Genomic DNA, 25,543 nt, shown 5'->3' with positions numbered 1-25,543 from the left:
CTGGTTACGCGCACGCAAGTGAACTGCCGGATAGGCAGCTGAGAAAACGCCGCGGAACGTCAGACCGATGTTGATGCCGTGAACTGCCGGATAGGCAGCTGAGAAAACAGGTTCCGCTGGGCCGTCGTTGACGGCGGCGTGAACTGCCGGATAGGCAGCTGAGAAAAGCCCGCGTCAGCCGGCGGTCAGCGCCGCGTCGTGAACTGCCGGATAGGCAGCTGAGAAATCGTCCCACAGGTGGCGAAAGCGCGTGAGCACGTGAACTGCCGGATAGGCAGCTGAGAAAAATGGCCCGCGACGGCGGCAGCACGTTGGCACGTGAACTGCCGGATAGGCAGCTGAGAAATGGGGCAGACCGCAACTGGCGTCATCACTGGCGTGAACTGCCGGATAGGCAGCTGAGAAACACCGCTGGCGCTGGTCGCTACCGCATCGAGTGTGAACTGCCGGATAGGCAGCTGAGAAAATGTCGCGGCCAGCCTTGCGCGCCTGCCGCGCGTGAACTGCCGGATAGGCAGCTGAGAAAACGTCGGCCAGCTACACCACGCCGGCCACCACGTGAACTGCCGGATAGGCAGCTGAGAAAATCGCGTAGGCGGCGGCGCCCGCAGGGTCTTTGTGAACTGCCGGATAGGCAGCTGAGAAAATCGCCCGCGGGCTCGCACTTGCCGGCGGCCCGTGAACTGCCGGATAGGCAGCTGAGAAATGCTGGTGGAGGAATGCCACGTTCCGCCGGAAGTGAACTGCCGGATAGGCAGCTGAGAAACAAGGGTGTGGAGTGGATCGCTGGAGAGTGGGGTGAACTGCCGGATAGGCAGCTGAGAAAAGATCGAGCTGACCACCGACGCGGAAGCGAAGGTGAACTGCCGGATAGGCAGCTGAGAAATTGGTGGCGTCGTAGCGCAGCGGCAGCGTTGCGTGAACTGCCGGATAGGCAGCTGAGAAATTGGTGCTGTTACTCGCTGAGCGGCTTAGGCGGTGAACTGCCGGATAGGCAGCTGAGAAAAACAACAGGCTCAGGGAGGGCCGCTCATGAGAGTGAACTGCCGGATAGGCAGCTGAGAAAATCGGCATCGCGGACATCGGCGTTTCTGGCGCGTGAACTGCCGGATAGGCAGCTGAGAAATGATCGGGGTGCAGTGGGATGGCTCGGTATTCGTGAACTGCCGGATAGGCAGCTGAGAAAACCACGAAGCCCGGATCTGCACTGAGCCCCGCGTGAACTGCCGGATAGGCAGCTGAGAAAACGCTGATCGGGTCATCCTGCGGATCGCTCGCGTGAACTGCCGGATAGGCAGCTGAGAAATGCAGGTGATCGGCTATTTCCGCAAGCAGGGTGTGAACTGCCGGATAGGCAGCTGAGAAAACACCAACCTCGGGGTGGCCTGCGATGTGGGTGTGAACTGCCGGATAGGCAGCTGAGAAACAGGATCGCAGCGGACGGCCTGTTGTCGATGCGTGAACTGCCGGATAGGCAGCTGAGAAAAGTCCGATTCACCAGCAATCAGGCATTCCTGCGTGAACTGCCGGATAGGCAGCTGAGAAATCTGAGGCGGTCAGCGTGCCCGACGTGGTGACGTGAACTGCCGGATAGGCAGCTGAGAAATTGGGCATCCAGACGCGCTTGCCGGTCGCCAGGTGAACTGCCGGATAGGCAGCTGAGAAAATCACAGCAACCGCCGGGCTGCTGACCCTGTTGTGAACTGCCGGATAGGCAGCTGAGAAATGCGCGGTGTAGAGCCGCTTGGCCAGCGAGCGGTGAACTGCCGGATAGGCAGCTGAGAAAAGCTGCACATTCTCGGCCTGGATGTTGATGACGTGAACTGCCGGATAGGCAGCTGAGAAACGGTTTCGACCGTGGCCGCGACGCGCACCACAGTGAACTGCCGGATAGGCAGCTGAGAAAAGGCCGAAGCCGTCGTGCTGTGGAACGGACGGGTGAACTGCCGGATAGGCAGCTGAGAAAACGAAGCCGCCTTCGTGGCCGAGGAGGCGCTCGTGAACTGCCGGATAGGCAGCTGAGAAAAAGCGAGAAGCCGCCCGTGCCTTCGAACTCCCGTGAACTGCCGGATAGGCAGCTGAGAAAATGGCCCTGAATGCATTGCGCGAGGCGCTGAGGTGAACTGCCGGATAGGCAGCTGAGAAATGCGCGCAGCAGCACTGCAAGCCGTTGACGTGGTGAACTGCCGGATAGGCAGCTGAGAAATGCCGGCGACGCACGACGGCGTTGAACTGGAGGTGAACTGCCGGATAGGCAGCTGAGAAATTGAGCCCGCGCAAAAAAACGGTGTTCCAGCGGTGAACTGCCGGATAGGCAGCTGAGAAATACGCCGCAGACCGGCCCTACTACGACGCGCTGTGAACTGCCGGATAGGCAGCTGAGAAATCGCCCGGGCCAGCGAGCACACCAAGAGCGGCGTGAACTGCCGGATAGGCAGCTGAGAAATGGGTCGCGTCTGTGCAGCCCAACAACTGGATGTGAACTGCCGGATAGGCAGCTGAGAAATGCAGGTGATCGGCTATTTCCGCAAGCAGGGTGTGAACTGCCGGATAGGCAGCTGAGAAAGGGTGGATCATGTCGAACCGCCCGGAGACGTTGTGAACTGCCGGATAGGCAGCTGAGAAAACAAGCTGCAGCCGCTCGCCCAAGCTCATGTCGTGAACTGCCGGATAGGCAGCTGAGAAATTCCGAACGTCCATGACCCCGCAGGACTGGGTGTGAACTGCCGGATAGGCAGCTGAGAAAACGCTGCAGCCAAGCGACGCGCAGCGCCGGAAGTGAACTGCCGGATAGGCAGCTGAGAAAAGCCCGGCAGCCGATCAACACACCCACATCGCGTGAACTGCCGGATAGGCAGCTGAGAAACTCTCGGGTAAGGCCCGCTAATCCAAGGGCCGGGTGAACTGCCGGATAGGCAGCTGAGAAATTCAGCTTCTCGGACGCCGGGCCGGCGAAAGAGTGAACTGCAAGTCCTGGCGTGCGACATCGCCTGCGTCAACACCTTGGACGACTTGCGCGAGGGCGTGCAGGCGAGGCAGGAGAAGAGGCGGGCGGTGTTCAAGGGGAGGTGAGGCACGAGGGCGGCCGGCTCAGCGTGGCCGCTTGCGCCGCACCACCCACCACCCGTACAGCCCCACATTCACCCCCGCCACGCCCAGCGCCAGCATCCACTGCAGCTCGCGCGTGAGCCCCGCCGGGTACATCAGTGGCAGCAGGTAGTGCTCGATGAAGCCGCCGCCGTAGCCGCGCGCGCCGGCCAGCGCGCGCAGGTGGTTCTCCAGCGGGGTGAGCGGGCACGGGCTGCCCGAGGCTTCCACGTACATGCCCCACAGCAGCGCCGGCACGTGCAGCCACACCAGGCACGGCCAGCGCGGCAGCAGCGCCGCGCCCAGCACCACGAAGCCGATGAACAGCAGGTGCAGCACCACCACCGCCTCGGCCGCCAGCGCGTAGGGCCAGGCCGTCATGCGTTGCCTCCGCCAGCCCCGGCCGCCGCCACGCGCGCGCTCCGTTGCGCGCGCGACCACCCGTTCCGGCCCGCGCGCAGCCGCGCCCCTTGCGTGCGAGGCTTCACGGCCCGCGGGAGCGGCGGGGGCGGAGCGATCGGGGCCTGCATGGGGGCTCACCATAATCCCGCCCATGCTCCCCGGCCTGCATGAACGCTTGAGTTTCGGCGCCAGGCCCGCCGAGCTGGACTATGCCGCCAAGGTCGGCGCCCGGGGCTGGATTGAGGAGCAGCTCCAGCCCACCGATGACGACCCCCGCCTGGCCCAGGCGCTGCGCCAGGCGCGGCTGCGCATCGGCTACCCCGGCAGCTCCGCCGCGCCGCCTACAGCCGCTGGCAGCTCCAGGAACTGCTGGTGGACTTCTGGCTCAACCACCCCAACGTCTACGCCGACCGCCAACGGCGGCACCGACCACGGCCATGGCGGCGTGCTGTGGGCGCTGGACACGCGCGGCCGCGCGCTGCTGCCGCCCACCGACTGGCCCGGCCTGGCCATCGAACAGCTCGACCGCGGCCTGTGCCTGAAGGCCACGCGCGCGGTGCTGCGGGATGTGGGGCAGGTGGTGCTGGCGGGCGAGCGGCCGCGGGCGGCGGGGTGAGGGACGGGGGGCGCGCCGCTGAGCGGGGATGCACGTTTCCCCGGCCTCCTCACCCCGCCTCCCGTGCCTCCTCGCACTCCCGCCGCAGCAGCGCCGTGGCCTTGTCCGCCGGCAGCGCGGGGCTGAACAGCCAGCCCTGGTAGGCCTCGCAGCGCAGCGCGCGCAGCCGCTGCAGCTGGTCCTCGCGCTCCACGCCCTCGGCCACGATCTGGCAGCCCAGCGTGTGCCCCAGCCCGATCACCGCGCGCACGATCGCCTCGTCATTGGCGTCCTGCACCATGTCGCGCACGAAGGAGCGGTCGATCTTGATGGCCTTGATCGGGAACGCCCGCAGCCACGCCAGCGAGGAGTGGCCGGTGCCGAAGTCGTCCAGGTGCACCTCCAGGCCCAGCGCCACCAGCGCGCGCAACTGCTCGGCCACGGCATCGAAGTCGTCGATCACCGCCGATTCCGTCACTTCCACGGCGAGGCTGCTCGCGGGCAGGTCGTGGCGTGCCAGCTCCTGCGCAATGCGCGCCACCAGCCCCGGGTGGCGGAACTCGCGCGGCGACAGGTTGATGGAGACACGCGTGTGCAGCCCCTGCTCGCGCCACTGCCGCAACTGCCGGCAGGCCATGACCAGCACCGCTTCGCCCAGGGCGCCGATGAGCCCGCTGTTCTCGGCAATGGGGATGAACACCACCGGCGACACCACGCCCAGCTCTTCATCGGTCCAGCGCACCAGCGCCTCGAAGCCATGCACCCGGCCGCTGGCCACCTCCACCTGCGGCTGGTAGTGCAGCGCCAGCGTGCCCTCGCGCAGCGCGGCCTGCAGCCGTGCTTGCACGCGCTGCTCCTGCTGCGTGCGCTGGCCCAATGCCGTGTCGTAGCGCGTGGCCTGCGCGCGCCCCTGGCGCTTGGACTCGTCCAGCGCCACCTCCGCGCAGCGCAACAGCCCTTCGGCGTCCGCCGCGTCCATCGGGAAGGCCGCCAGCCCCATGGCCGCGGCCACCGGCCACTCCGTGGCGCCCACGTGCACGCCCGGCGCCAGCAGGGCCGCCAGCTGGTGCTGCAGCGCCGCCAGCGGCTCGCCCGCCGCCACGCCGCGTGCGATCACGCCGAACACGTCGCCTTCCACCCGCGCCACGAACTCCACCGGCGCCGAGGCCGCCCGCAGCGCATGCGCCACCTCGCGCAGCAGCGCATCGGCCACGGCGCTGCCGTGGCGCGCGTTGACTTCCTTGAAACCGGCCAGATCCAGCAGCGCCAGGCCCACCGCGCCGCCACCCGGCCGGGCGCTGGCCACCACGCGCCCCAGCTCGTCCATGAAACGCCAGCGGTTGGGCAGCCCGGTCAGCAGGTCGTGCGCGGCGCGGTGCTGGAGCTCGGCCTCGTGGGTACGCCGGTGAGACACGTCGCTCACGCACGCGGTGATGCGCCAGCCTTCGGCGAAGCGCGTCTTCTCGATGGCCACCTCCACGTCCAGCAGCGTGCCGTCCTTGCGCTGGCCCTGCAGCCCGTTGCGCCTGTGCGGAATGGGCCGTTCGCTGCCCATCCATCGTTCTCGGTGCGCCCGGTGCCGCCCGCACAGGGCCGGCGGCAGCAGCACCTCCAGCGGGCGGCCCGTGAGCTCGGTGCGTGCATAACCAAACATCTCTTCCAGCGCGCGGTTGACCAGCAGGATGCAGCCTTGCCCGTCCGTCACCACCACCCCTACGGGCGCCAGCTCCAGCAGCTCGCGGTACTCGGCGCTGTGCTGCTCCACGTCCTGGCGCGCCTGCTGCATGCGCAGGTAGGGCCGCTGCACGCGGCGCAGGACCACGCTGTGGTACAGGCAGGCGTAAGCCAGCACCTTGTAGACATGGCCCAGCAGGTTGGCGCTGGTGGTGACCTCCTTGCCATAGAGCAGGAAGAAGAACTCGCCCAGCAGCATCAGCAGCAGGGCGTCGCGCACCGGCTCCTCGTCGCCGCGCTCGCTGGCGTCCAGCGCAGCCATGCGCCACAACTGCCCGGCCAGCGCCAGGGTCAGGCAGGCCATGATGGCGCCCTCGATGGCGAGCTTCAGCGGCGTGAGTCCCGTCTCGGGATCGAAGGTGCTCGGAAACGCCTGCGGGTTCAGCACCGCCGCCGCGCCCAGCAGCGCGCACAGCAGCAGGCCGGCGCTGATGGCCCGTCCCACGGCGCGGCTGCGTTCCAGCGCCGCGGGCCAGGGCACGCACCACACGATCAGCGCCCCCGTCGCCACCATGCGCCCCAGCAGCCACAGCACGACGGACTTGTGTGTGGAGTTCGGCGTGACGAAGTCCGGCATGCCGGCGTAGGAGAGCAGGTGCAGCACGTCCATGCCCGCCACCACCAGGAAGCCCGCGGCCACCACGCCGTGCAGCTGCCGCTCCCGCTCGTCGAGCACGTAGCGCGCGGTCAGCGCCACCAGCATGCTCACCACCACCGCCATCATCTCCAGCAGCGTGTGCATCGACAGGAACACCGCCCGCGGCAGCACGAAGTCCAGTGCGCCGCCGGGCCAGGCCAGCGCGTACAGCAGCGGCGTGACCAGCACCACCAGCGCCACCCAGCCGCGTGGACGCCACACTGGCATTGCGGCGTTCAGCTCGGGAAGGACTGGGGCTTGTTGAAACGTCATGGAAAAGGAGGCCGGACGCATGGCCTTCCCACAACGGACGGGCGACGGGCGCTGCCGGCGGTCAAGGCACCCTCCGCGAGGCGGGAGGGCGTCGTTCATGTATTCGTGAGCAGTGATGTGTTCAGATGCTAAAGCGCCCCGTATGGGCGCGGCACCGAGCCGCTGCGAGCGATTTGCCCCGCCTCAGTATTTGTTCACGTCATCCAGTCCCAGCTCGCGCAACACCTCCTGGGTATGCTGGCCGCGGCGCGGCGCGGCCCCGGGCGTGCGCGCCGGAGTGCGCGACAGGCGTGGCGCGGGCGCGGGCTGCGTGCGGCCGTCCACCTGCACGTAGGTGCCGCGCGCGGCGTGGTGGGGATGGGCGGCGGCCTCGTCGAGGTCCAGCACCGGGGCGAAGCAGGCGTCGGTGCCTTCCAGCAGCGCGCACCAGTGGGCGCGCGGCTGGGTCCTGATCAGCGCCGCGATGCGCGCCTTGAGCGCCGGCCAGCGCGCGTGCTCGTGCTGGCGCGCCGGGTCCTCGTCGTGCAGCTCCAGGCGGCGCAGCAGCTCGGCGTAGAAGGGCGGCTCGATGGCGCCCAGCGTCACGTGCCGGCCATCGGCGCATTCGTACACGTCGTAGAAGGGCGCGCTGCCCAGCAGCAGGTTGTGCGCGCGCTCCTCGGGCCACCAGGGGCTGCCGCGCATGTGGCGCACCAGGGCCGAGAGCGCGGCCACGCCGTCCACCATGGCCGCGTCCACCACCTGGCCGCGTCCGGAACGCCGGGCCTCCAGCAGCGCGCACACCACGCCGAAGGCCAGGAACATGGCGCCGCCGGCCATGTCGCCCACGAGGGTGGGCGGGATCACGGGCGGCGCGTCGTCGCGCTGCGAGAGCGAGAGCGCGCCGGTGAGCGCGACGTAGTTGAGGTCGTGCCCGGCCGCCTGCGCCAGCGGGCCGTCCTGGCCCCAGCCGGTGACGCGCCCGTACACCAGGCGCGGGTTGCGCGCCGCCACGGGCTCGGGGCCCAGGCCCAGGCGCTCCATCACACCGGGCCTGAAGCCCTCGATCAGCGCGTCGGCCGACTCCAGCAGCCGCCACGCCGCTTCCAGCTCCCGGGGCTGCTTGAGGTCCAGCACGACGGAGCGTTTACCGCGGTCGGTGGCCGCGCGCTCCAGCCCCGGCCCGGCGGCGGCGCGCTCGATGACGATGACGTCGGCGCCCATGTCGGCCAGCAGCATGCCGGCGAAGGGGCAGGGGCCGAGGCCGGCGAATTCGACGATGCGCAAGCCGGCGAGCGGGCCGGGGGCGGGGTGGGTGCTCATGCGGGATCTCCTGTGTCTTGGTGGCCGGGCCCCGGAGGGCAGGCCGGCTCATTCTGGCCGGTGCGCTTGCCGTGGTCCGGGGCTTGACGGCACGACGGTTGCCGCGACCGGCCGGCGGACGTGCTGGTCCGCGCCAGACCCACAGCAAAGGACGCTACATGCCAGACGCAAAAAGCCCTGCCGGTCCCGGCAAATCCACCACCGAGCGGCGCGAAGCCGCAACCGAGCGCGAGGAACTGGAGGAACTGAGCACGCCCGAGGACGAGGACGGCAGCTACACCCGCGGCGCGCGCACCGCCGAGCGCGATGCGCATGTCAGTGACCGCAACAACCAGGGCTCCGCACCAAAGAGCTCCGGCACGAAGAGGCCCTGAGCGGAGACCGCACCAAGCTCTCTTCAACCGCGTCGCCGCCGCCGGCCTGCCGTGGCCGGGGCGGCGCTTTGCTTTCTCGGCCGGTTGCGCTGCCCGGCAGCGCCTAACCCGCCAGCCTCCCCTCCAGCTCCAGCTGCGTCAGGTACAGCCGCAGGTCGAATTCGAGCTGGTGGTAGTCGGGCTCCATGTAGGTGCACAGCTGGTAGAAGGCCTTGTCGTGCTCCTGGTGGCGCAGGTGGGCCAGCTCGTGCACGGCGATCATGCGCAGGAAGGCCTCGGGCGCGTCGCGGAACAGGCTGGCGATGCGGATCTCGCGCTTGGCCTTGAGCCGCCCGCCCTGCACGCGCGAAACCATGCGGTGCGTGCCCAGCGCCTGCTGCAGCAGGCGGATCCGCGGGTCGTACTGCACTTTGGACAGCGGCTCGCTGCTGCGCAGGTGGCGGGCCTTGAGCGCCTGCACGTAGTCCCACAGCGCGCGGTCGGTGCGCACGGTGTGCGCCTGCGGATAGCGCCGCGCCAGCAGCCCGGCGAGCTTGTCCTGCTCGATGAGTGTGTGCACCTGCGCCAGCAGCGGCTCGGGATAGCCGGCGAGGTATTTCATCGGCGTGGAGGGCGTGCCGGCGGCGGGCGGGTCGGGCGCGCCGGCCCGGCGCGAGGAGGTTTCGGACATGGGCGGCGATGCTAGCGGGCCGCGGCTGCCCGTCCCGGACGCGGGTCGTTTGCCGGAATGTTCCTGACATGTGCCCTACGGCCTGCCCCGTTTGCGGGGACGGTATGCAACAACCCGTGGTCAGCGCGGTATGACGCAGGCGACGCCCGCGCGCGGCTCGGAGGCCGCGTCCACCTCACCTTCCATGTCGGGCGAGGTGCCTGGATGCCTTGCGGTGGTGCATGGCGGTTTGCAGCGGCGCGTCGGCAGCCCGACTCGGAGTGAAGGACCAATCATGGACAAGAAACATCTCGCGGCCGAGACGTTGCGCCCCTGGGGAACGGCCGTGCTCGCCGGCGCCACGCTGGCGCTGGGCGGCTGCCTGGCGACCACGCCGGAGATCGGAGGAGGGACCAAGTCGGCTGTCTCCGGCGCGGCGGGCGGTGCCACCGCCGAGAACGCCAACAGCCAGCTCGAACGCTGCGACCAGTCGCTGGGCACGCTGGGCATCGTCGAGGACCAGAGCGCCGCTTGGTACCAGTACCTGCGCAACTACAAGCTCGGCTCCACGGTGCCGGTGCTGCGCATGATGATCCAGCAGAGCAACTGCTTCGTGATCGTGGAGCGCGGCGCGGCCATGGCCAACATGAACATGGAGCGCCAGCTGCAGCAAAGCGGCGAGATGCGCGCCGGCAGCAACTTCCAGCGCGGGCAGATGGTGGCGGCGGACTACACCATGAGCCCGAGCATCAACTTCAACCAGAACACCGGCGGCGCCACGGCGGGGCTGGCAGGCCTCAGCGGGCGCCTGGGCCTGCTGGGCACGGTGGCCGGCGGGATGAAGACCAACGAGGCCTCCACCACGCTGATCATGATCGACAACCGCTCCGGCGTTCAGCTCGCCGCCGCCGAGGGCAGCGCGCGCAACATGGACTTCAACGTCTTTGGCGGGCTCTTCGGCGGTGGCCTGGGCGGCGGTGGCGGCGGCTACTCCAACACGCCCGAGGGCAAGATCATCGTCACGGCCTTCGCCGACAGCTACAACCAGCTCGTGCGCGCGGTGCGCAACTACCGCGCGCAGACCGTGCGCGGCGGCCTGGGCACGGGCGGCACGCTGGGCGTCTCCGGCGGCAGCACACCGGCCTCGAAGCAGGTGGACGCGCCGGCCAAGCGCAAGTAAGGCGCCGCGAGCGGGGCCGCAGCGCCAGGCCGGCATCGCGCTGGCGTTGTCACGCCACCGTCACCGTCTCCTGCGCCAGCCCCTTTTCCAGCTCGGCGATGCCCGCGGGCAGGTCCAGCGGGGCGCCGGCGCCCTGGATGCTCGAACCCAGCGCGTGCAGCGTGCGGAACAGGTTGTGGGCGCGGCTTTGTTCCCCCATCTGGCCGATGCGCACGATCTCCAGCCCGAAGGAGCCCGAGATCTCCACCCGGTGCACGCGCGACATGGTGTCGCGCACCGCATCGGCCGACACGCCCTCGGGCACCTTGATGCCGATCACGGAGTTCAGCCGCGCCGCCTGCGGCACCAGCAGCTCCAGCCCCATCGCCTCGATGCCGCGCTGCAGCGCCCTGGAGCACACCAGGTGGCGCTCGAAGCGCCGCGGCAGCGTCTCCTCGCACACCAGGCGCAGCGCCTCGTGGATCGCCAGCACGCCCGAGACCGGTGCGGTGTAGTGGTAGGACTTCTTGTTCCAGAAGTTGTCCGCCAGCAGCGCGTCCAGGCACCAGTGCGCCATCCGGTGCTTGCGCTGCTCGATCTTGCGCCAGGCCTTGCGCGACAGCGCCAGCAGCGACACGCCGGGAATCGACGACAGGCCCTTCTGCCCGCCCGTGATCACCGCGTCCACCTTCCACGCGTCCATTTCCAGCGGCATGGTGCTGAGCGTGCACACCGCGTCCACGATCGCCACGCAGCCGTGCGCGTCGGCCAGCCGCGTGATGGCCTCCAGCTCGCGGTTGAACACGGTGTTGGAGGTCTCACCCTGCACGATGGTGACGACCTTGTAGTCGCCGCCCTTGAGCACCTCCTCCACGCGCGCGGCGCTCGCGACCTCGAAGTTGGGCACTTCCAGCACCGTGACCTCGCCGCCCACGCGCGTGGCCATCTCGGCCATGCGGCGGCTGAAGTAGCCGTTGCAGATCGCCAGCACCTTCTCGCCCGGCGCCACCAGGTTGGCGATGGCCATCTCCATGGCCGCCGAGCCCGGGCCGGCCACGCCCAGCACGTGGCCGGAATCGGTCTGGAACACGTAGCGGCCCATGGCCTTCACTTGTTCGATGACCTTGTTCATCGTCTCGCCCAGGTGGTTGATGACGATGGAGTTGGCGTGGGCAACCTTGTGCGGGATCGGCACGGGGCCGGCACCCATCATCAGCAGCGGTTCCTGGGGAAGGATGTCGTCCAGCGACTCGACGCTGGGAGGTGGCAGCAGTGGCATGAGCGGGAATGTTCCAAAGCGGGTCGTCCCGGCCGGCTGGCGCGGGAGTGGATTGTGACCCCGCCGGCGCCCGCCTCAGACGGTCGCCCCTTCCGCCGTCGCCTCCAGGTTCAGCCGCAGGTACTGCTCGAATTCGCGCGCCGGGATGGGGCGGCAGAAGTGGTAGCCCTGCACCTCGTCGCAGCCCGCGTCCTTGAGGAAGTCGAACACCTCGCGCGTCTCCACGCCCTCGGCCACCAGGCGCAGGTTCAGCGTGCGCGCCAGGTGCAGGATGGCGCGCGCCAGCCGGTGCACGTTGTCCTCCCGCGCCACCTCCGTGAGGCTGGGCAGGAAGGTGCGGTCGAGCTTGATCACGTCCACCGGGAAGCGCCGCAGGTAGGCCAGCGAGGAGTGGCCCGTGCCGAAGTCGTCCACCGCCAGGCTCAGGCCCAGCTGCTTGAGCTCGCCCAGCACCTGCGCGGCCGCGCGCGGGTCCTGCATCAGCGTGCCCTCGGTCAGCTCCAGCTCCAGCATCTGCGCGGGCAGATGCGTCTCGCGCAGCGCCTGCCGCACCGTCGTCACCAGCTGCGGGTCGTGCAACTGGCGCGGCGAGAGGTTGACCGAGAGTTTCAAGGGCCGCTGGAAGGCCTGCACCCACTGCCGCGTCTGCGCGCAGGCCTCGCGCAGCACCCAGTTGCCGATGGCGCCGATCAGCCCCGTCTCCTCGGCCAGCGGAATGAACCGCACCGGCGGCACGCGGCCCAGCGTGGGATGGTTCCAGCGCAGCAGCGCCTCCATGCCCACCACCTCCAGCGTCGTGACGTCCAGCCGCGGCTGGTAGTGGACCTCGAACTCCTGGCGCTCCAGCGCGCGGCGCAGCGCGCTCTCCAGCGTCAGCCGCGTGCGCGCCTCCTCGTGCATCTCCGGCGTGAAGAAGCGGTAGCCGTTGCCGTGCGCGAGCTTGGCGCGGTACATCGCGCTGTCGGCGCACTGGAACAGCGCCTCCTTGGTCGCGGCGTCGCGCGGGTACAGCGCGATGCCGATGGAGGCGCCCACGAACACCTCCTGCGACTTCACCTGCATGGGCTCGTCGAACTGCGCCAGCAGCTTCCTCGCCACCGCCGTGGCCGAGCGCTCGCCGTGCGTGCACGGCAGCACCACCACGAACTCGTCGCCACCCAGCCGCGCCACCAGGTCCTCGGGCCGCAGCTTCGCGCGCAGCCGCCGCGCCACCTCCTGCAGCAGCAGGTCGCCGGCCTCGTGGCCCATCGAGTCGTTGACTTCCTTGAAGCGGTTGAGGTCCACGAACATCACCGCCAGCGAGCCGCCGTCGCGCGCCGCTTGGGCAAGCATGTGGTCGGTGTGCTCGTTGAGCCGCGCGCGGTTGGGCAGCTGCGTGAGCGAGTCGCAGGTGGCGAGCTGCCGCAGCCGCTGCTCGGCCTGCTTGCGCTGCGTGATGTCGCGCGCCGTGAGGTACATCACCTGCTGCTCGGGCACCCATTTCGCCGACCAGGAGAGGTACACCACGCCGCCGCTCTTGGTGCGCCAGCGGTTCTCCAGGTCGTGGATCTCGCCGTGGCCGTAGAGGAAGGCCTCGCTGTAGCGCAGCAGCGTGGGCGCGTAGTCCTCCGGGTGCACGAAGCCGTGCCAGGTGCGCCCCACCATCTCCTCCTCGGCATAGCCGGTGATGCGGCAGGTGGCCGGGTTCACGCGCGTGAAGCAGCCCCGGCTGTCGAGCGCGCACACCATGTCCAGCGAGTTCTGGATCAGGTTGCGGTTCTCGTCGCTCAGGGCGCGCAGCTGCCGCTCGATGCGGCGCTGCTCGGTGACGTTGCGCGACATGCCGCGGTAGCCGACGAAGACGCCGTCGCGCAGCATCGGCTCGCCGGCGATGGAGAGGTAGTAGGGCGCACGCCCCAGCAGCGACTTCACGCAGTACTGCAGGTCGCGGAAGGGCTCCCGGCGCTCGAACCGGGCCAGGTACTCCAGCAGCCCGGGGTCCTGCGGGTCCTCGGCGATCTCAAGGCGCGTCTTGCCCAGCAGGTAGCTCGGGGCCACCCCCAGCCAGGCCGCGGCCTCGGGGCCCATGACGGTGAAGCGGCCCTCGGCGTCGGTCTCCCAGTAGCAGTCCGACAGCAGCGCGGTGAGGCTGCGGTAGCGCTCCTCGCGCTCCTGCAGCTCCTGGCGCATGGCCTTCTCGGCGGAGATGTCGCGCGACACCGCCACGGTGCCGGTCAGCGCGCCCGTGCGCGCATCGGCCATCACGCGCGTGGCCGTGGCCGCCCAGACGTAATGCCCGTCGCGGTGGCGCAGGCGCAGCTCGATCTGCGCCGGCCGGCGCCCGTGGCGCAACTGCGCCTCGACCTCGGCGCGCACGGCCGCCACGTCCTCCGGGTGGATGAGATCGTTGGCGTTGCGCCCCAGCAGCTCCTCCTGCCGGTAGCCCAGCAGGTGCTCGCACGCGGGCGAGGCGTAGATGTAGCGGCCGTTGGCGTCGTGGCGCGAGATCAGGTCGCTGGCGTTCTCGGTCAGCAGCCGGTGCTCGGCCTCGCTGCGCGCGAGCCGCTGCTGCAGGCCGTGCGAGGCCGAGATGTCGGTGATGCTGCCCGCGTAGCCGCTGTAGCGGCCCTGCGCGTCGAAGCAGGCCGCGCCCACGCCCAGCATCCAGCGCACGCCGCCGTCGCTGCGCACGATGCGGTATTCGAGCTGGTAGTCCTCGCGCTGCGCCGTGGCCCGGGTGACGGCGTCCTCGACCAGCGGCCGGTCCTCCGGGTGGATGCAGCCGTACCAGTCGGCCAGGGAGAACGCGCTGTGCGAGGCGAAGTAGGCGCGCGCCTGGCGGTTGAGCTGCACGCAGCGGCCCTGCTCGTCCACGGCCCACACCAGCACCATGATCTCGTCGGCCAGCCTGCGCAGCGCCGCGCCCGCGTCGATGGCCGTTTCCGCCGCGGCGCCGCCATGCCCTCCTTGCGATGTGCCCGTCACGATCCGAATCCCTCAACGCCGTCTCTTCTCTTGCTGCCCAATGTTCGGCAGCCGTGCCGGGGGCTTGAGCTGGCCGGGGCCGTCCAGCAGCGAAAAGGAGGGTTTTGCCGGAGGACTGGCGGCGCGGAGCGTGAAATCTACACATTCGGGTCGGCCCCGATGCGGCCGGTGCCTGGAGCGCCCCGGCCGCCGCCCGCTCAGCGCCGGTAGTCGTCGATGAGCAGCTTGCCCTCGGGCCCGGTGCGCTGCAGCCACTCGTCGAGCATGGGTTCGCCCACGGTCTTTCGCAGCCCGGTGCGCAGCGCCTCGGAGGGCGGCGCCACGGCCACGCCCATGTCCTTGAGCGCGCCCAGGAAGCGCTGGTGCCTGGCCTCGGACTGCTTCCAGCCGCGCTGCTCCGCCGCGATGGCGGCCTTGACCAACGCCTTGCGCGTGGCCTGGTCCAGCTGCTCGAAGGCCTTCAGGTTCATCAGCACCGCGTGGCGCGGCAGCCAGGCCCGCAGGTCCACGAACACCTCCATGCCCTCGATGGCCTCGGCGCTGAAGCCGTCGGCCGATGCCAGCGCCGCGTCCACCTTCCCCTGCGTCACCGCCTGCGTCAGCTGCGCTTCAGGCACCGCCACGGGCTTGGCGCCCAGCAGCTTGGCCATGCGCTCGGTCGTGGGGCTGTAGGCGGCCCAGCTCAGGCCGCGCAGCTCGGTGAGCTTGTCCACCGGCTTCTTCAGGAACAGCCCCGGCGGCGGCGAGGGCACCGAATAGAGCATCACCAGCCCCTGCGCCGCGAGCTTCTTGCCCAGCGCCACGCGCTGCGCCTGGTAGAGCTTTTGCGCCTCGGGGTAGCCGCTGGCGAGGAAGGGGATGCTGTCCAGGCCGAAGGTCTGCCACTCCGGCTGCAGCGCCGCCAGCTGCAACTCCCCGAGCGGCGACTTGCCGTCGGCCACCGCGCGCCGCACCGCCGGGGCCTTGAGCGCCGGGTCGGACTTGAGGCTGATCTTGAGCTTGCCCTCCGATGCGCGCTCAACCTCCTTGGCGAACTCCATCAGGTTCTCGGTGTGGAGGCTGGTGTCGGGGGTGGGCGTGGCGACCTGCCACGTGATGGTGGTCGCCGTGGCGCTGGCGGCGGTCGGGGTGGCGGCAGTGGCGTTGGTCTGCGCCGACACGCCCAGCGACGCGGCGCCCAGGGCCAGCGAGGCCAGCAGAGGTTTGAACATCGAGACTCCTTGTCGTTGCTACGGGTTCGATCAGGGATTCTGCGGAGGCAAAAGCCCTCATCCGCCGTGGCGGACCGCCTGCCTGAGGGGGGTCGCGATTGCCGCTATGCTGGCTTTCACCTCTTCACATCGGCGTGCCGGCGAGGGCGCAACGAATCATGGAAGCACAGCGCTGGGAGTTCTGGATCGATCGCGGGGGCACCTTCACCGACATCGTGGCGCGGCGCCCCGACGGCAGCCTGGCCACCGCCAAGCTCCTCTCCGACAACCCCGAGCAGTACCGCGACGCGGCGGTGGAAGGCATCCGCCGGCTGCTGGGCCTGGCGCCCGGCGCGCTCATCCCGGCGCAGCAGGTGGCCGGCGTGAAGATGGGCACCACCGTGGCGACCAACGCGCTGCTGGAGCGCAAGGGCGAGCGCACGCTGCTCGTCACCACGCGCGGCTTTCGCGACGCGCTGCGCATCGCCTACCAGAACCGCCCGCGCCTGTTCGACCGCCGCATCGTGCTGCCCGAGCTGCTGTACGAGCGCGTGGTGGAAGCGTCCGAGCGGCTGGACGCGCAGGGCGCCGTGGTGTTGCCGCTGGACCTGGACGCGCTGCGCCCGGCGCTGCAGGCGGCCTTCGACGACGGCCTGCGCGCCTGCGCCATCGTCCTCATGCACGCGTGGCGCCACCCGGCGCACGAGCAGCAGGCCGCGGCGCTGGCGCGGGAGATCGGCTTCACGCAGGTGTCGGCCTCGCACGAGGTCAGCCCGCTGATGAAATTCGTCTCGCGCGGCGACACGACGGTGGTGGACGCCTACCTGTCGCCCATCCTGCGCCGCTACGTGGAGCAGGTCGCGGCCGAGATGCCGGGCGTGCCGCTGTACTTCATGCAGTCCTCGGGCGGGCTCACGCGCGCGGAGCGCTTCAACGGCAAGGACGCCATCCTCTCCGGCCCGGCCGGCGGCATCGTGGGCATGGCGCGCACGGCGCAGGCCGGCGGGCAGCAGCGGGTCATCGGCTTCGACATGGGCGGCACCAGCACCGACGTGTCGCACTTCGCCGGCGAGTTCGAGCGCGCCTTCGAGACGCAGGTGGCGGGCGTGCGCATGCGCGCGCCGATGATGAGCATCCACACCGTGGCGGCCGGCGGCGGCTCGATCCTGCACTTCGACGGCGCGCGGCTGCGCGTGGGCCCGGACAGCGCCGGCGCCAACCCCGGCCCGGCCTGCTACCGCCGCGGCGGCCCGCTCACCACCACCGACGCCAACGTGATGCTGGGCCGGCTGCAGCCGGCGCACTTCCCGGCCGTGTTCGGCCCCAAGGCCGACGAGCCGCTGGACCGGGTGAGCGTGCAACGGCGCTTCGCGGCGCTGGCGGTGGAGGTGGCGCGCCGGACCGGCCGCACCGTCACGCCCGAAGCGCTGGCCGAGGGTTTTTTGCAGATCGCCGTGGCCAACATGGCCAACGCGGTGAAGAAGATTTCCGTGGCCCGCGGCTACGACGTCACGCAGTACACGCTGCAGTGCTTCGGCGGCGCGGGCGGGCAGCACGCCTGCGCGGTGGCCGATGCGCTGGGCATGTCGCGCGTGTTCGTGCACCCGCTGGCCGGCGTGCTCTCGGCCTACGGCATGGGCCTGGCGGACCAGCTCGCGCTGCGCGAGGCCACGGTCGAGCACGTGCTCGATGCCGATGGGCTGGCCGCGGCCGAGGCCACGCTGCAGCGCCTGGGCGCCGATGCGGCGGCGGAGATCGAGGCCCAGGGCTTCGCGCCACAGGACATCCGCCTGCTGCGCCGGCTGCACGTGCGCTACCTGGGCACGGACACGGCGCTGGAGGTGCCGCATGGCGACGAGGGCGTCGTGCGCGCCGCCTTCGAGGCCGCGTACCGCACGCGCTTCGCCTTCCTGATGCCAGGCCGGGCGCTGGTGATCGAGAGCGCCGCGGTGGAGGCCGTGGGCCCGGGCGCGTTGCCGGCGCGGCAGGCCCAGGCCGAGCGCCCGCACCACCCGCTGGCGCTGGCGCAAGTGCGCGTGCACGCGGAAGGGCAGTGGCGCGACGCCAAGCTCTACCGCCGCGAGCAGCTGCTGCCCGGCGCGCTGATCGACGGCCCGGCCATCATTGCCGAGGCCAACGCCACCACCGTGGTCGAGCCCGGCTGGCAGGCGCGGCTGACCGGGCTGGAGGACCTGCTGCTCACGCGCGTGTTGCCGCGCGCCGCGGCCCGCGCCGTGGGCACCGAGGTCGATCCGGTGATGCTGGAGGTGTTCAACAACCTGTTCATGAACATCGCCGAGCAGATGGGGCTGCGGCTGCAGAACACGGCCTACTCGGTGAACATCAAGGAGCGGCTGGACTTCTCCTGCGCGCTCTTCGACGGCGAGGGCAACCTCATCGCCAACGCGCCGCACATGCCCGTGCACCTGGGCTCGATGAGCGAGTCGATCAAGACCGTCATCGCCCGCAACCCGGGCATGCGCCCGGGCGACGTGTTCGTGCTCAACGATCCCTACCACGGCGGCACGCACCTGCCCGACGTGACGGTGGTGACGCCGGTGTGGAACGCCGACGAGTCCGGCGTGCTGTTCTACGTCGCCTCGCGCGGACACCATGCCGACATCGGCGGCATCACGCCGGGCTCGATGCCGCCCTTCTCGCGCCGCATCGAGGAGGAGGGCGTGCTCATCGACAACGTGCTGCTGGTGGAGGGCGGGCGGCTACGCGAGGACGAGATGCTGGCGCTGCTGAACGGCGGCCCGTACCCCGCGCGCAACGCGGCGCAGAACCTGGCCGACTTGCGCGCGCAGATCGCCGCCAACGAGAAGGGCGTGCAGGAGCTGCGCGCGATGGTGGCGCAGTTCGGGCTGCAGACCGTGCAGGCCTACATGCGCCACGTGCAGGACAACGCCGAGGAAAGCGTGCGTTTGGCCATCGCACGGCTGGACCCGGCGCTCACGCGCGATGGCCGTTTCAGCCTGCCGCTGGACAACGGCGCGCGCATCGAGGTGGCGTTGAAGATCGACCGCGAGGCGCGCTCGGCCGTGGTGGATTTCACCGGCACCTCGGCGCAGCGCGACGACAACTTCAACGCGCCCAAGGCCGTGGCGATGGCGGCCGTGCTCTATGTCTTCCGCACGCTGGTGGAGGACGACATCCCGCTCAACGCCGGCTGTTTGAAACCCATCGAGGTGATCGTGCCCGAAGGTTCCATGCTCAACCCGCGGCCGCCCGCGGCGGTGGTGGCGGGCAACGTGGAGGTTTCAACGTGCGTCACCAACGCGCTCTACGGCGCGCTGGGTGTGCTCGCGGGCGCGCAGCCGACCATGAACAACTTCACCTTCGGCAACGCGAAGTACCAGTACTACGAGACGGTGTCGGGCGGCTCCGGGGCCGGGGTCGCGCTTGGCGGAGAGGGCGATGGCGAAGGCGGCTTCGATGGCACCTCGGTCGTGCAGACGCACATGACCAACTCGCGCCTGACCGACCCGGAGGTGCTGGAGCTGCGTTTCCCGGTGCGGCTGGAGAGCTATGCCATCCGCGCGGGCTCAGGCGGCGCGGGGCGCTGGCGCGGCGGCGATGGCGGCACGCGGGTGCTGCGCTTCCTGGAGCCGATGACGGCGTCGATCCTGTCCAACGGCCGCATCCATCCGGCGTTCGGCCTGGCCGGCGGCCAGCCCGGCGCGCCCGGGCGTAACGCGGTGCTGCGCGCCGACGGGCGGGTGGAGGAGCTGGGGCACATCGGCTCGGTGCAGATGGAGGCGGGGGATTGCTTCGTGATCGAGACGCCGGGAGGGGGCGGCTACGGGGCGGCGTGAGCAGGCCCGCTGCCTGCCCCGCCCGCGAGGTCGGCGCACCCTGGTCCCGGTGCGCGCTTTGCGAGCAGGAGACCCCCGCATGAACACCCCCACCGCCGGCGGCGCCGCGCCGCCGCAGCAGCAGTACGACACGGCCGCGATCATGGGCGGCCTCTATGGCGACGGCATCATCGCCCTGCGCGGCGCTTTCGAGCGCGCCTGGGTGGAGCGGCTGCGCGAGGACATCGAGGCGCTGTTCGAGGAGGCCAAGCGGCGTCCGCGCGGCGCGCTGCCGCGCGGGCCCGAGCGCTGGTACGTGGAGGTGCATCCCGAGCGGTTGCGCGGCTTCGTGGACATCGTCTCGCACCCGTGGTTCGTGGCCGTGTGCCGCGCCGTGCTGGGGCCGGACTACAAGGTGATCGAGGTCGGCTTCGACATGCCCGGCCCCGGCGCGCAGGACCAGCCCTGGCACCGCGACTTCCCCATGCCCGACGCGACGCGGCTGGGCCGGCGGCTGAACTCGCTGGCCTTCAACCTCACGGCCGTGGACACCACGCCGGAGATGGGCCCCTTCGAGGTCGCCCCGGGCACGCAGTGGGACGAGTTCGGGCTCGATGCCGAGGCCACCGGGCGGCGCGAGCTGGGCATGTTCCCGCCGCGCGAGTGGTTCCCGCGCTACGAGGCGCGGCGCCAGGTGCGCATGGCGCAGATGGGCGACATCTCCGCGCGCTCGGCGCTGACCATCCACCGCGGCACCGCCAACCGCTCCGACCGCTCGCGCCCGGTGCTGGTGGTGGGCGTGGACGCGCCCGATGCGCGCAACGGCGAGCGCCACGACATCCAGCTCACGCCCGCCTACGCCGCCTCGCTGCCCGAAGAAGTGCGCCGCCACCTGGGCGGGCGCGTGGTGGAGAAGCTGGAGTACATCGAGCAGGCGCACGCCATCGAGGGGCTGCTCAAGAGCGACTACTGAGCGGCGGCGCCGGCATCGGCGAGCGGGGCCAGCCCGTCCAGCGCCGCTTCCGGGTACAGCCACTCCAGCAGCTCCAGCGCCAGCCGCGTCGCCAGCCCTTCCAGCTGCGCGCGGGCCGTCTCGGTGTCGAGGTCGCCGAGGCGCTGCGCCGCGAACACGGCGTCCAGCTCCGCGGCGGCGCCCTCCACCCGCGAGCGCGCCTGCTCCACCCAGGCTTCGGGCAGCCGGTCGTGCTCGAACTCGCCGCGGCCGCGGCCGAAGTGCGCCACCGCCAGGTATTTCAGCAGCGCCTCCTGCAGCAGGCCGCGCAAGGCCGCGTCGCTCAGGCGCAGGCGCTCGTCCTTCAGTCCCCGCGCGCGGTTGAGTCCTTCGGCCCCGGCGACGAAGGCCACGGCCCCGGCCAGCGCGCCCAGCAGCGCTCCGGCACCCAGGGTCAGTCCGCCGGCGGCGGCATCGGCGGCTAGGCCGGAGGCCGCGCCCGAGGCGATGGCGCCGCCCAGGCCGGCGCGCACCCGGTCCAGCGGCGCGCGCGCAACCAGGTCCGAACGGTCCAGCCCCTTCAGGAACGGGTCCTCCGCCCGGCCCAGCAGCCCGTGCAGCCGCAGCAGCTCGCGCGTGGTGTCCTCGCGGCCCTGCTTCACCTGGCGCTGCAGCGCCTGCTGGCTGCGCTCGCGCCGCGCCTCGGCGTCCGATCCGGCCAGGCGGGCCAGCACCTTGCCGTGGTTCGCCGTGCCGGGCTCCACCACCTGCTCCATGGGCGTCGCCGCCGCCAGTTGCGCCGCGATGGCCGACATCGAGGCGCGGAAGCGCTCGACGTTGCGCCGCTGCCAGTCCCGCTGCAGCCGGCGGAAGCCCGGCTGCTTGGCCGGCGGCAGCTGCGCGCCCAGCGCATCGAACAGCGCCTGCTCGTGCACCCAGCAGCGCGTGAAGGCGTCCAGCGGCAGCACGCCGCGCACGGCGGGCGCGCCCTGCAGGTGCTGCTGCCAGCGGCGCAGCTCGGCCTGCCCCATGTCGCTGCCGGCGCCGGCCAGGCCGGTCTGGTTCAGCAGCACCAGCACCGGCTTGTCCATCCAGGCCAGCAGTTTCAGCTCCGGCTCCAGGTAGCCCGCGTCGGCCGGGGCCTCGGTGGCGTTGACGGGGTAGAGCAGCAGGTCGGCGTGGTCGCGCGTGGCGCGCATCGCCTCCTGGCTGAGGAAGAAGGCGCGGTCGGTCCAGCGGTCCCAGACCTGCGACAGGAACCAGACGATGGGGTTGGAGGCCCGGCTCAGCCGCTGGTAGAGCCGCGCCGAGTCGCCCAGGCCGGGCGTGTCCCACAGCACCAGCTCGTCGCCCTCGGCGGTGGTCAGCAGCCGGTGCGGGTCGGCCGTCAGGGTCACGTGCGCCGCGTCGCGCACCTCGCCCACGTCCTGGCCCAGCAGCGTGCGCGCCAGCGTGGTCTTGCCCACGTTGGTGTGGGAGACGAGCACCAGCTCGATGCGCGCGGCTCCAGCCTCGTGTGCTTCCTGCGTCATCTCGTTCCGTTCCAGTTTTCCATTGCCATCAAAAGAGCTTCGTCATGCCCGCGAAGGCGGGCATCCACGCTGGCCGGGACGCAGCCCGGAGCTCGTGGACACCCGCTCCCCGGCTGCGCGGGGAGCGGGTGTGACGGAGATATTTCAGCGGTCATCAAGAAAAGAGCTCAGGCCCCCAGCTCCACCACGTGGATGCGCGAGAAGCCGTAGGGCCGAAGGAACTCGCGCCACAGGCTCTCGCGCTCCTTGAGCCGCTCTCCCTGACCCAGCCGCGCGGCGAAGCTGCCGGCGTCCAGCAGCACCAGCGCCTGCGCGCCCGCCACCTGCGCCAGCCGCTGCAGGAAGGCGCCATGCGTCTCGGCCTCCGGGGTGGCGGCCAGCGACAGCAGCGCGGCGCTCTCCTGCACCTCGCCCTCGACCTGGGCCGGCTTGGCAGCCAGCGCCTGCGGCGGCGCGCCGTAGGCCAGCGCGGGCTGCACGTGCAGTGCCGTCTCGCCGCCCAGCAGCTCCCGGGCCTGGTGCGTCAGCGCCGCCGTGCGCGCGGCATCCAGGTTCAGCGCGTAGGGCCACACCACCAGGCGCCAGCGCTGGCCGCTGCCGTCGGCGATCAGCCGCGCGAAATAGGGATCGGCCAGGTCCAGCGGGAAATGCCGGCTCAGCCGCCGCGCCCGGCCCCACTGCAGCGCGCACAGCAGCAGCCGCGGCAGCACCACGCACAGCCCCAGCAGCAGGGTCACGAGCGCCAACCAGCGGTCCGCCAGCTCGGGGCCGCCCCCGGCCCAGTGGTGCATGCGCGCCACCTCGTCCAGCGTGAAGGGCGCCACGCCGCCCAGGCCGGGCAGCGCGCTCACCGGCAGGAACAGCAGCCCCAGCAGTTGATGCGCGCCCTCCGGCGTCTTGATCAGCTGGCTTTCCCAGCCGATGTTGAACTCGTGCGTCAGCGCCCGCATGCCGACGTAGGCCAGCAGTCCCAGCGCCACCATCGCGGCGCCCAGGTGCAGCGCGGCGCGAACCCGCGCCTGCCACAACGGTGCCGCGGCGCGGGCCCAGGTGCGTCCGAAGCGGCTGGCCACCGCCACACCCCCGCGCCGCCAGCGCCCCGGCCAGGCCGCCAGCCCCGCCAGCAGCCCCGACAGCGAGCGCGGCGCGTGCCGGCGCCGCAGGAACAGCCGGGACAGCAGCCACCCCAGCGCCAGCAGCAGGTTCCACAGCACCACGGCCAGCAGCGGCGCGGACAGCAGGTTGATGCGCTCCGGGTTGACCAGCGCGTCCGAGCCGAAGCCGGCCGCGAAGCCCGCGATCGCCACCAGCAGCGCCACCACGCCCCAGGGCGAGGCGCCTTCGACGAAGCCGCGCAGCGCGGGGCGGCGCGCGACCGCCTCCTGGAACAGCCGCTGCGCGCGCTGGGCGATGAAGCGCTCCGACCATGCCTGGTGCCTCAGCGTGCGCCCGGGTTTGGGCAGTCCGGCGCGCACCACCTCCGAAGCCTCGCGTCCCTGCGCCGGCGTGAGCAGCCGCCCCTCGCCGTCGGCGGTTTCGATGGCATGGATCAGCAACACGGTGCGGGCTTCGGCTTCGTTCAAGGCGGGCGCTCCAAGGTAGGGATTGGCGGGCCGGCGCGCGGGTGCGGCGGCCGGACCCCCGGAGTGTGAACCGCAGCCACCTTGGTGTGCCGCGGCGCAGCCTCGTGAAACGTGTGTCCGCCGCCAGAGGCCCGCGCGGCCGGGAGCCTCAACGCCGGGCCGTCTGGCCGCGCACCGCGCAGGACGGGCTCAATAAGGCTTCAGCAAATCCGCCGCCACCGACGGGGCAGTGCCCAGGCTCTGCCGGCGCTGCGTGGTGGCGGCCGTGGCGGACTGCGAATCGAGCACCAGGTTGTTCCACCACGACGCGCCAACGCGCATCGGCGTCGGCGCTGGGAGGCCGAGAATGGCCGGCGCGAGGTTGGCATGGGGCAGCAGTTCATCCACCACTTGCGCCGCGGCCTGCTTGACGCCTTCCTGGCCGATGCGCCCGCGCGTTCCCCAGGTGACGATGTAATCGTTGGCCGTCGGGTTGGGGACCGTGGGCCTGGGCGTGACGGCGATATCGCGCGACACACCGTAATAGACGCGCATCAGCGCTTCCTCGGCCAGCATGGCCACGTCCTCGTATTGCGAGGCATAGGAATAGTCGTCCGAGGCGCGGTCCGCGGTGAATTCGCGGCTGACGTCGGTGGCGCTCAAGGCCTGTTGCTGTGCCGTGGGCCGGCCGGTCCGGAACAGGGCCTCGCCCAATTCCTTCAAGATCGTGGAGCGCAGGGGATTCGTGAGGTACAGCCGGGACGAAATCCGCTGGGCCGCCACCTGGTTCAGCACCTCCAGCAGCGGTTTGTCGGTGGACAAACTGGACAGTAACCGTGGGGGCGCGAAATCGCCCGCGTGCGCGAGTTCATGCAGTATCAGATGCGCAAATTGAATCCTGATGTCATCGATGCTGCGCGGATTCGTCTCGTGGAGTGAATACGAGAGGTAGGCGCGATGGTCGTCCTTGACGTAGCGCCACAGGGTGGTGAATTGCAGCGCCTGGCCGAAGTCGGTGCGGTAATCGGGTGTCTTGTCCACATCGGCCAATTCTTCGGGCGTGGTCCAGAGATGCTGGGGATCTATATACAGCGCTCCGGTGGCGAGCCAGTAGAACGACGGCCGCACCTTGCTCCCGACCACGATCGCGGTGACGGGTTTCATCATTTGCAGCAGGTCGGGCGGCAGGGTCTGCAGCAATTCGCGCAGGCGCTGGGCCATCCAGGGGCGCGAGGTGACGACCCGGGCCATGACGTCATCAACCGTCACGGTGCTGGTGGATGCGCCGATGAAGGGCAATTGGGTGAGCGTGCAGGACTGCGCGCGGGTGGCGTTGAAGACGCAGTCGGCCAGCGCCGCCGCCTGCGGGCCGTTGGCCACGGCCGGCGCCACGGGCTCGGAAATGTCCTGCAGTGACGAAAAGGTCGTATTGCCGCTGCTCTCGCCGCCGCCGTCGCTACCGCCACCACCGCAGGCGGTCAGCAGGAGCAGGAAGGCCCAGGTGGTGGCGCTGGCGCGGAGTGCGAATTTCATGCGGGCTTTTCCCTCGATGGCGGGTGTTTTGAGGCCTGTTCCTCGATGAATTCAGGCCCTGCTTGCCGGGCCGCCATGCCGTCGGCCCGGCAAGCGGTTTTCCATGGATAGCGTGCCTATTTCAGCCGGAACACGGAGCCGTTCGTGGGCGTGGCCGATTCGTGGAACAGGTCGGCCAGGTATTGCTCCAGCTCATCTTCCTGCACGAAGTCCGGCACGACGAAATTCGCGGGCCGGCGCTTGCCGTCGGCGCCGAGGAGCCAGGCCGTCCAGTGGCCCGGCGAGCCGGTGATCTGGACGAGCTGGCCGAAGACGTTGAAGCGGAGGTCGAGCATGCTGTCAGCCTTGGGATCGCGGGGCAGCCATGATGGCGCAGCGTCGGCCCGGGCGGGCTTCGGGCATGGCGCCGCTGATTTCCAGGTCGCCTTGAAAACAAAAGCGGCGGCTTTCGTGGAAAGCCGCCACATCCGGGTCGAACCCGGCTCAGGCTCAGCGCTTGGTGATGCTGATCACGTGGGGCTG

General features: G+C 70.5%; 16 protein-coding genes and 1 CRISPR repeat array (1 of these 17 running past the window's edge). Of the genes, 5 read left to right on the top strand and 11 right to left on the bottom strand.

Annotation, left to right across the window (positions count from 1 at the left end):
• Nucleotides 1–2,927: a CRISPR direct-repeat array (repeat unit 28 nt; unit sequence GTGAACTGCCGGATAGGCAGCTGAGAAA) (it extends 2,744 nt beyond the left edge of the window).
• A 163-nt stretch (nucleotides 2,928–3,090) separates the two neighbouring features.
• A complete protein-coding gene (locus tag Q0741_RS05275; RefSeq protein ID WP_298232144.1) occupies nucleotides 3,091–3,468 on the bottom strand; it encodes a DUF2784 domain-containing protein in 378 nt (125 codons plus the stop codon).
• A gap of 172 nt (nucleotides 3,469–3,640) precedes the next feature.
• Between Q0741_RS05275 and Q0741_RS05270 the strand changes: the two genes are divergently transcribed.
• Entirely contained in the window at nucleotides 3,641–4,105 is a 465-nt protein-coding gene (locus Q0741_RS05270) for a hypothetical protein (RefSeq protein ID WP_298232143.1), read from the top strand.
• Between the two features lie 49 nt (nucleotides 4,106–4,154).
• Here the strand turns inward: Q0741_RS05270 and Q0741_RS05265 are convergent, their stop codons facing one another.
• Entirely contained in the window at nucleotides 4,155–6,683 is a 2,529-nt protein-coding gene (locus Q0741_RS05265; protein ID WP_298232142.1) for an EAL domain-containing protein, read from the bottom strand.
• Nucleotides 6,684–6,911: 228 nt separating this feature from the next.
• The gene (locus tag Q0741_RS05260; protein ID WP_298232141.1) at nucleotides 6,912–8,030 is read right to left on the bottom strand and encodes a CaiB/BaiF CoA-transferase family protein; all 1,119 of its coding nucleotides are present in this window, start codon (nucleotides 8,028–8,030) and stop codon (nucleotides 6,912–6,914) included.
• Nucleotides 8,031–8,188: 158 nt separating this feature from the next.
• On the opposite strand from Q0741_RS05260, the gene Q0741_RS05255 reads away from it, so the two are divergent.
• Nucleotides 8,189–8,404: a hypothetical protein gene (locus Q0741_RS05255; RefSeq protein WP_298232140.1), complete on the top strand. Its 216-nt coding sequence runs from the start codon at nucleotides 8,189–8,191 to the stop codon at nucleotides 8,402–8,404.
• Between the two features lie 103 nt (nucleotides 8,405–8,507).
• Here the strand turns inward: Q0741_RS05255 and Q0741_RS05250 are convergent, their stop codons facing one another.
• Nucleotides 8,508–9,005 (bottom strand): YgjP-like metallopeptidase domain-containing protein, encoded by a 498-nt coding sequence (locus Q0741_RS05250; protein WP_298232154.1) that lies wholly within the window; start codon nucleotides 9,003–9,005, stop codon nucleotides 8,508–8,510.
• Nucleotides 9,006–9,348: 343 nt separating this feature from the next.
• Between Q0741_RS05250 and Q0741_RS05245 the strand changes: the two genes are divergently transcribed.
• The gene (locus tag Q0741_RS05245) at nucleotides 9,349–10,233 is read left to right on the top strand and encodes a CsgG/HfaB family protein (RefSeq protein WP_298232139.1); all 885 of its coding nucleotides are present in this window, start codon (nucleotides 9,349–9,351) and stop codon (nucleotides 10,231–10,233) included.
• 49 nt (nucleotides 10,234–10,282) lie between these two features.
• Here Q0741_RS05245 and Q0741_RS05240 read toward each other — a convergent pair whose 3' ends face one another.
• The 3 genes from Q0741_RS05240 to Q0741_RS05230 all read right to left on the bottom strand — a co-directional run bounded on the left by Q0741_RS05240 (nucleotide 10,283) and on the right by Q0741_RS05230 (nucleotide 15,666).
• On the bottom strand, nucleotides 10,283–11,491 hold the full coding sequence (locus Q0741_RS05240; protein ID WP_298232138.1) for an alanine--glyoxylate aminotransferase family protein: 1,209 nt from the start codon (nucleotides 11,489–11,491) through the stop codon (nucleotides 10,283–10,285).
• Nucleotides 11,492–11,566: 75 nt separating this feature from the next.
• Nucleotides 11,567–14,455 carry an EAL domain-containing protein gene (locus Q0741_RS05235; RefSeq protein WP_298232137.1) on the bottom strand — a complete coding sequence of 963 codons (2,889 nt, stop codon included), beginning with the start codon at nucleotides 14,453–14,455 and terminating at the stop codon, nucleotides 11,567–11,569.
• A gap of 197 nt (nucleotides 14,456–14,652) precedes the next feature.
• Nucleotides 14,653–15,666 carry a TRAP transporter substrate-binding protein gene (locus Q0741_RS05230; protein WP_298232136.1) on the bottom strand — a complete coding sequence of 338 codons (1,014 nt, stop codon included), beginning with the start codon at nucleotides 15,664–15,666 and terminating at the stop codon, nucleotides 14,653–14,655.
• Nucleotides 15,667–15,824: 158 nt separating this feature from the next.
• On the opposite strand from Q0741_RS05230, the gene Q0741_RS05225 reads away from it, so the two are divergent.
• A complete protein-coding gene (locus tag Q0741_RS05225) occupies nucleotides 15,825–19,463 on the top strand; it encodes a hydantoinase B/oxoprolinase family protein (RefSeq protein ID WP_298232135.1) in 3,639 nt (1,212 codons plus the stop codon).
• A 79-nt stretch (nucleotides 19,464–19,542) separates the two neighbouring features.
• Complete coding sequence (locus Q0741_RS05220; protein ID WP_298232134.1) at nucleotides 19,543–20,415, top strand: phytanoyl-CoA dioxygenase family protein; 873 nt, start codon at nucleotides 19,543–19,545, stop codon at nucleotides 20,413–20,415.
• On the opposite strand, the gene Q0741_RS05215 is transcribed toward Q0741_RS05220, so the two are convergent.
• From Q0741_RS05215 to Q0741_RS05200, 4 genes are all read right to left on the bottom strand, one after another.
• Entirely contained in the window at nucleotides 20,409–21,926 is a 1,518-nt protein-coding gene (locus tag Q0741_RS05215; protein ID WP_298232133.1) for a GTPase domain-containing protein, read from the bottom strand. The two genes, Q0741_RS05220 and Q0741_RS05215, sit on opposite strands and share 7 nt — an antisense overlap.
• A gap of 167 nt (nucleotides 21,927–22,093) precedes the next feature.
• The gene (locus Q0741_RS05210; RefSeq protein WP_298232132.1) at nucleotides 22,094–23,509 is read right to left on the bottom strand and encodes a DUF2868 domain-containing protein; all 1,416 of its coding nucleotides are present in this window, start codon (nucleotides 23,507–23,509) and stop codon (nucleotides 22,094–22,096) included.
• 189 nt (nucleotides 23,510–23,698) lie between these two features.
• Complete coding sequence (locus Q0741_RS05205) at nucleotides 23,699–25,021, bottom strand: hypothetical protein (protein ID WP_298232131.1); 1,323 nt, start codon at nucleotides 25,019–25,021, stop codon at nucleotides 23,699–23,701.
• A gap of 116 nt (nucleotides 25,022–25,137) precedes the next feature.
• A complete protein-coding gene (locus Q0741_RS05200; protein ID WP_298232130.1) occupies nucleotides 25,138–25,356 on the bottom strand; it encodes a hypothetical protein in 219 nt (72 codons plus the stop codon).
• Nucleotides 25,357–25,543: the final 187 nt, after the last annotated feature.

The sequence above is a fragment of the uncultured Azohydromonas sp. genome (assembly GCF_937926365.1).
GTDB lineage: Bacteria > Pseudomonadota > Gammaproteobacteria > Burkholderiales > Burkholderiaceae_C > Azohydromonas.
Note: the sequence above shows the minus strand (reverse complement) of the source record. Positions and strands in the feature narration are given on the sequence as shown.

Bases quoted from the DNA above. Each gene is read 5' to 3' on its own strand.
- Q0741_RS05275 (WP_298232144.1), bottom strand. From the start codon at position 3,468: ATGACGGCCTGGCCCTACGCGCTGGCGGCCGAGGCGGTGGTGGTGCTG.
- Q0741_RS05270 (WP_298232143.1), top strand. From the start codon at position 3,641: ATGCTCCCCGGCCTGCATGAACGCTTGAGTTTCGGCGCCAGGCCCGCC.
- Q0741_RS05265 (WP_298232142.1), bottom strand. From the start codon at position 6,683: ATGCCAGTGTGGCGTCCACGCGGCTGGGTGGCGCTGGTGGTGCTGGTC.
- Q0741_RS05260 (WP_298232141.1), bottom strand. From the start codon at position 8,030: ATGAGCACCCACCCCGCCCCCGGCCCGCTCGCCGGCTTGCGCATCGTC.
- Q0741_RS05255 (WP_298232140.1), top strand. From the start codon at position 8,189: ATGCCAGACGCAAAAAGCCCTGCCGGTCCCGGCAAATCCACCACCGAG.
- Q0741_RS05250 (WP_298232154.1), bottom strand. From the start codon at position 9,005: ATGAAATACCTCGCCGGCTATCCCGAGCCGCTGCTGGCGCAGGTGCAC.
- Q0741_RS05245 (WP_298232139.1), top strand. From the start codon at position 9,349: ATGGACAAGAAACATCTCGCGGCCGAGACGTTGCGCCCCTGGGGAACG.
- Q0741_RS05240 (WP_298232138.1), bottom strand. From the start codon at position 11,491: ATGCCACTGCTGCCACCTCCCAGCGTCGAGTCGCTGGACGACATCCTT.
- Q0741_RS05230 (WP_298232136.1), bottom strand. From the start codon at position 15,666: ATGTTCAAACCTCTGCTGGCCTCGCTGGCCCTGGGCGCCGCGTCGCTG.
- Q0741_RS05225 (WP_298232135.1), top strand. From the start codon at position 15,825: ATGGAAGCACAGCGCTGGGAGTTCTGGATCGATCGCGGGGGCACCTTC.
- Q0741_RS05220 (WP_298232134.1), top strand. From the start codon at position 19,543: ATGAACACCCCCACCGCCGGCGGCGCCGCGCCGCCGCAGCAGCAGTAC.
- Q0741_RS05215 (WP_298232133.1), bottom strand. From the start codon at position 21,926: ATGACGCAGGAAGCACACGAGGCTGGAGCCGCGCGCATCGAGCTGGTG.
- Q0741_RS05205 (WP_298232131.1), bottom strand. From the start codon at position 25,021: ATGAAATTCGCACTCCGCGCCAGCGCCACCACCTGGGCCTTCCTGCTC.
- Q0741_RS05200 (WP_298232130.1), bottom strand. From the start codon at position 25,356: ATGCTCGACCTCCGCTTCAACGTCTTCGGCCAGCTCGTCCAGATCACC.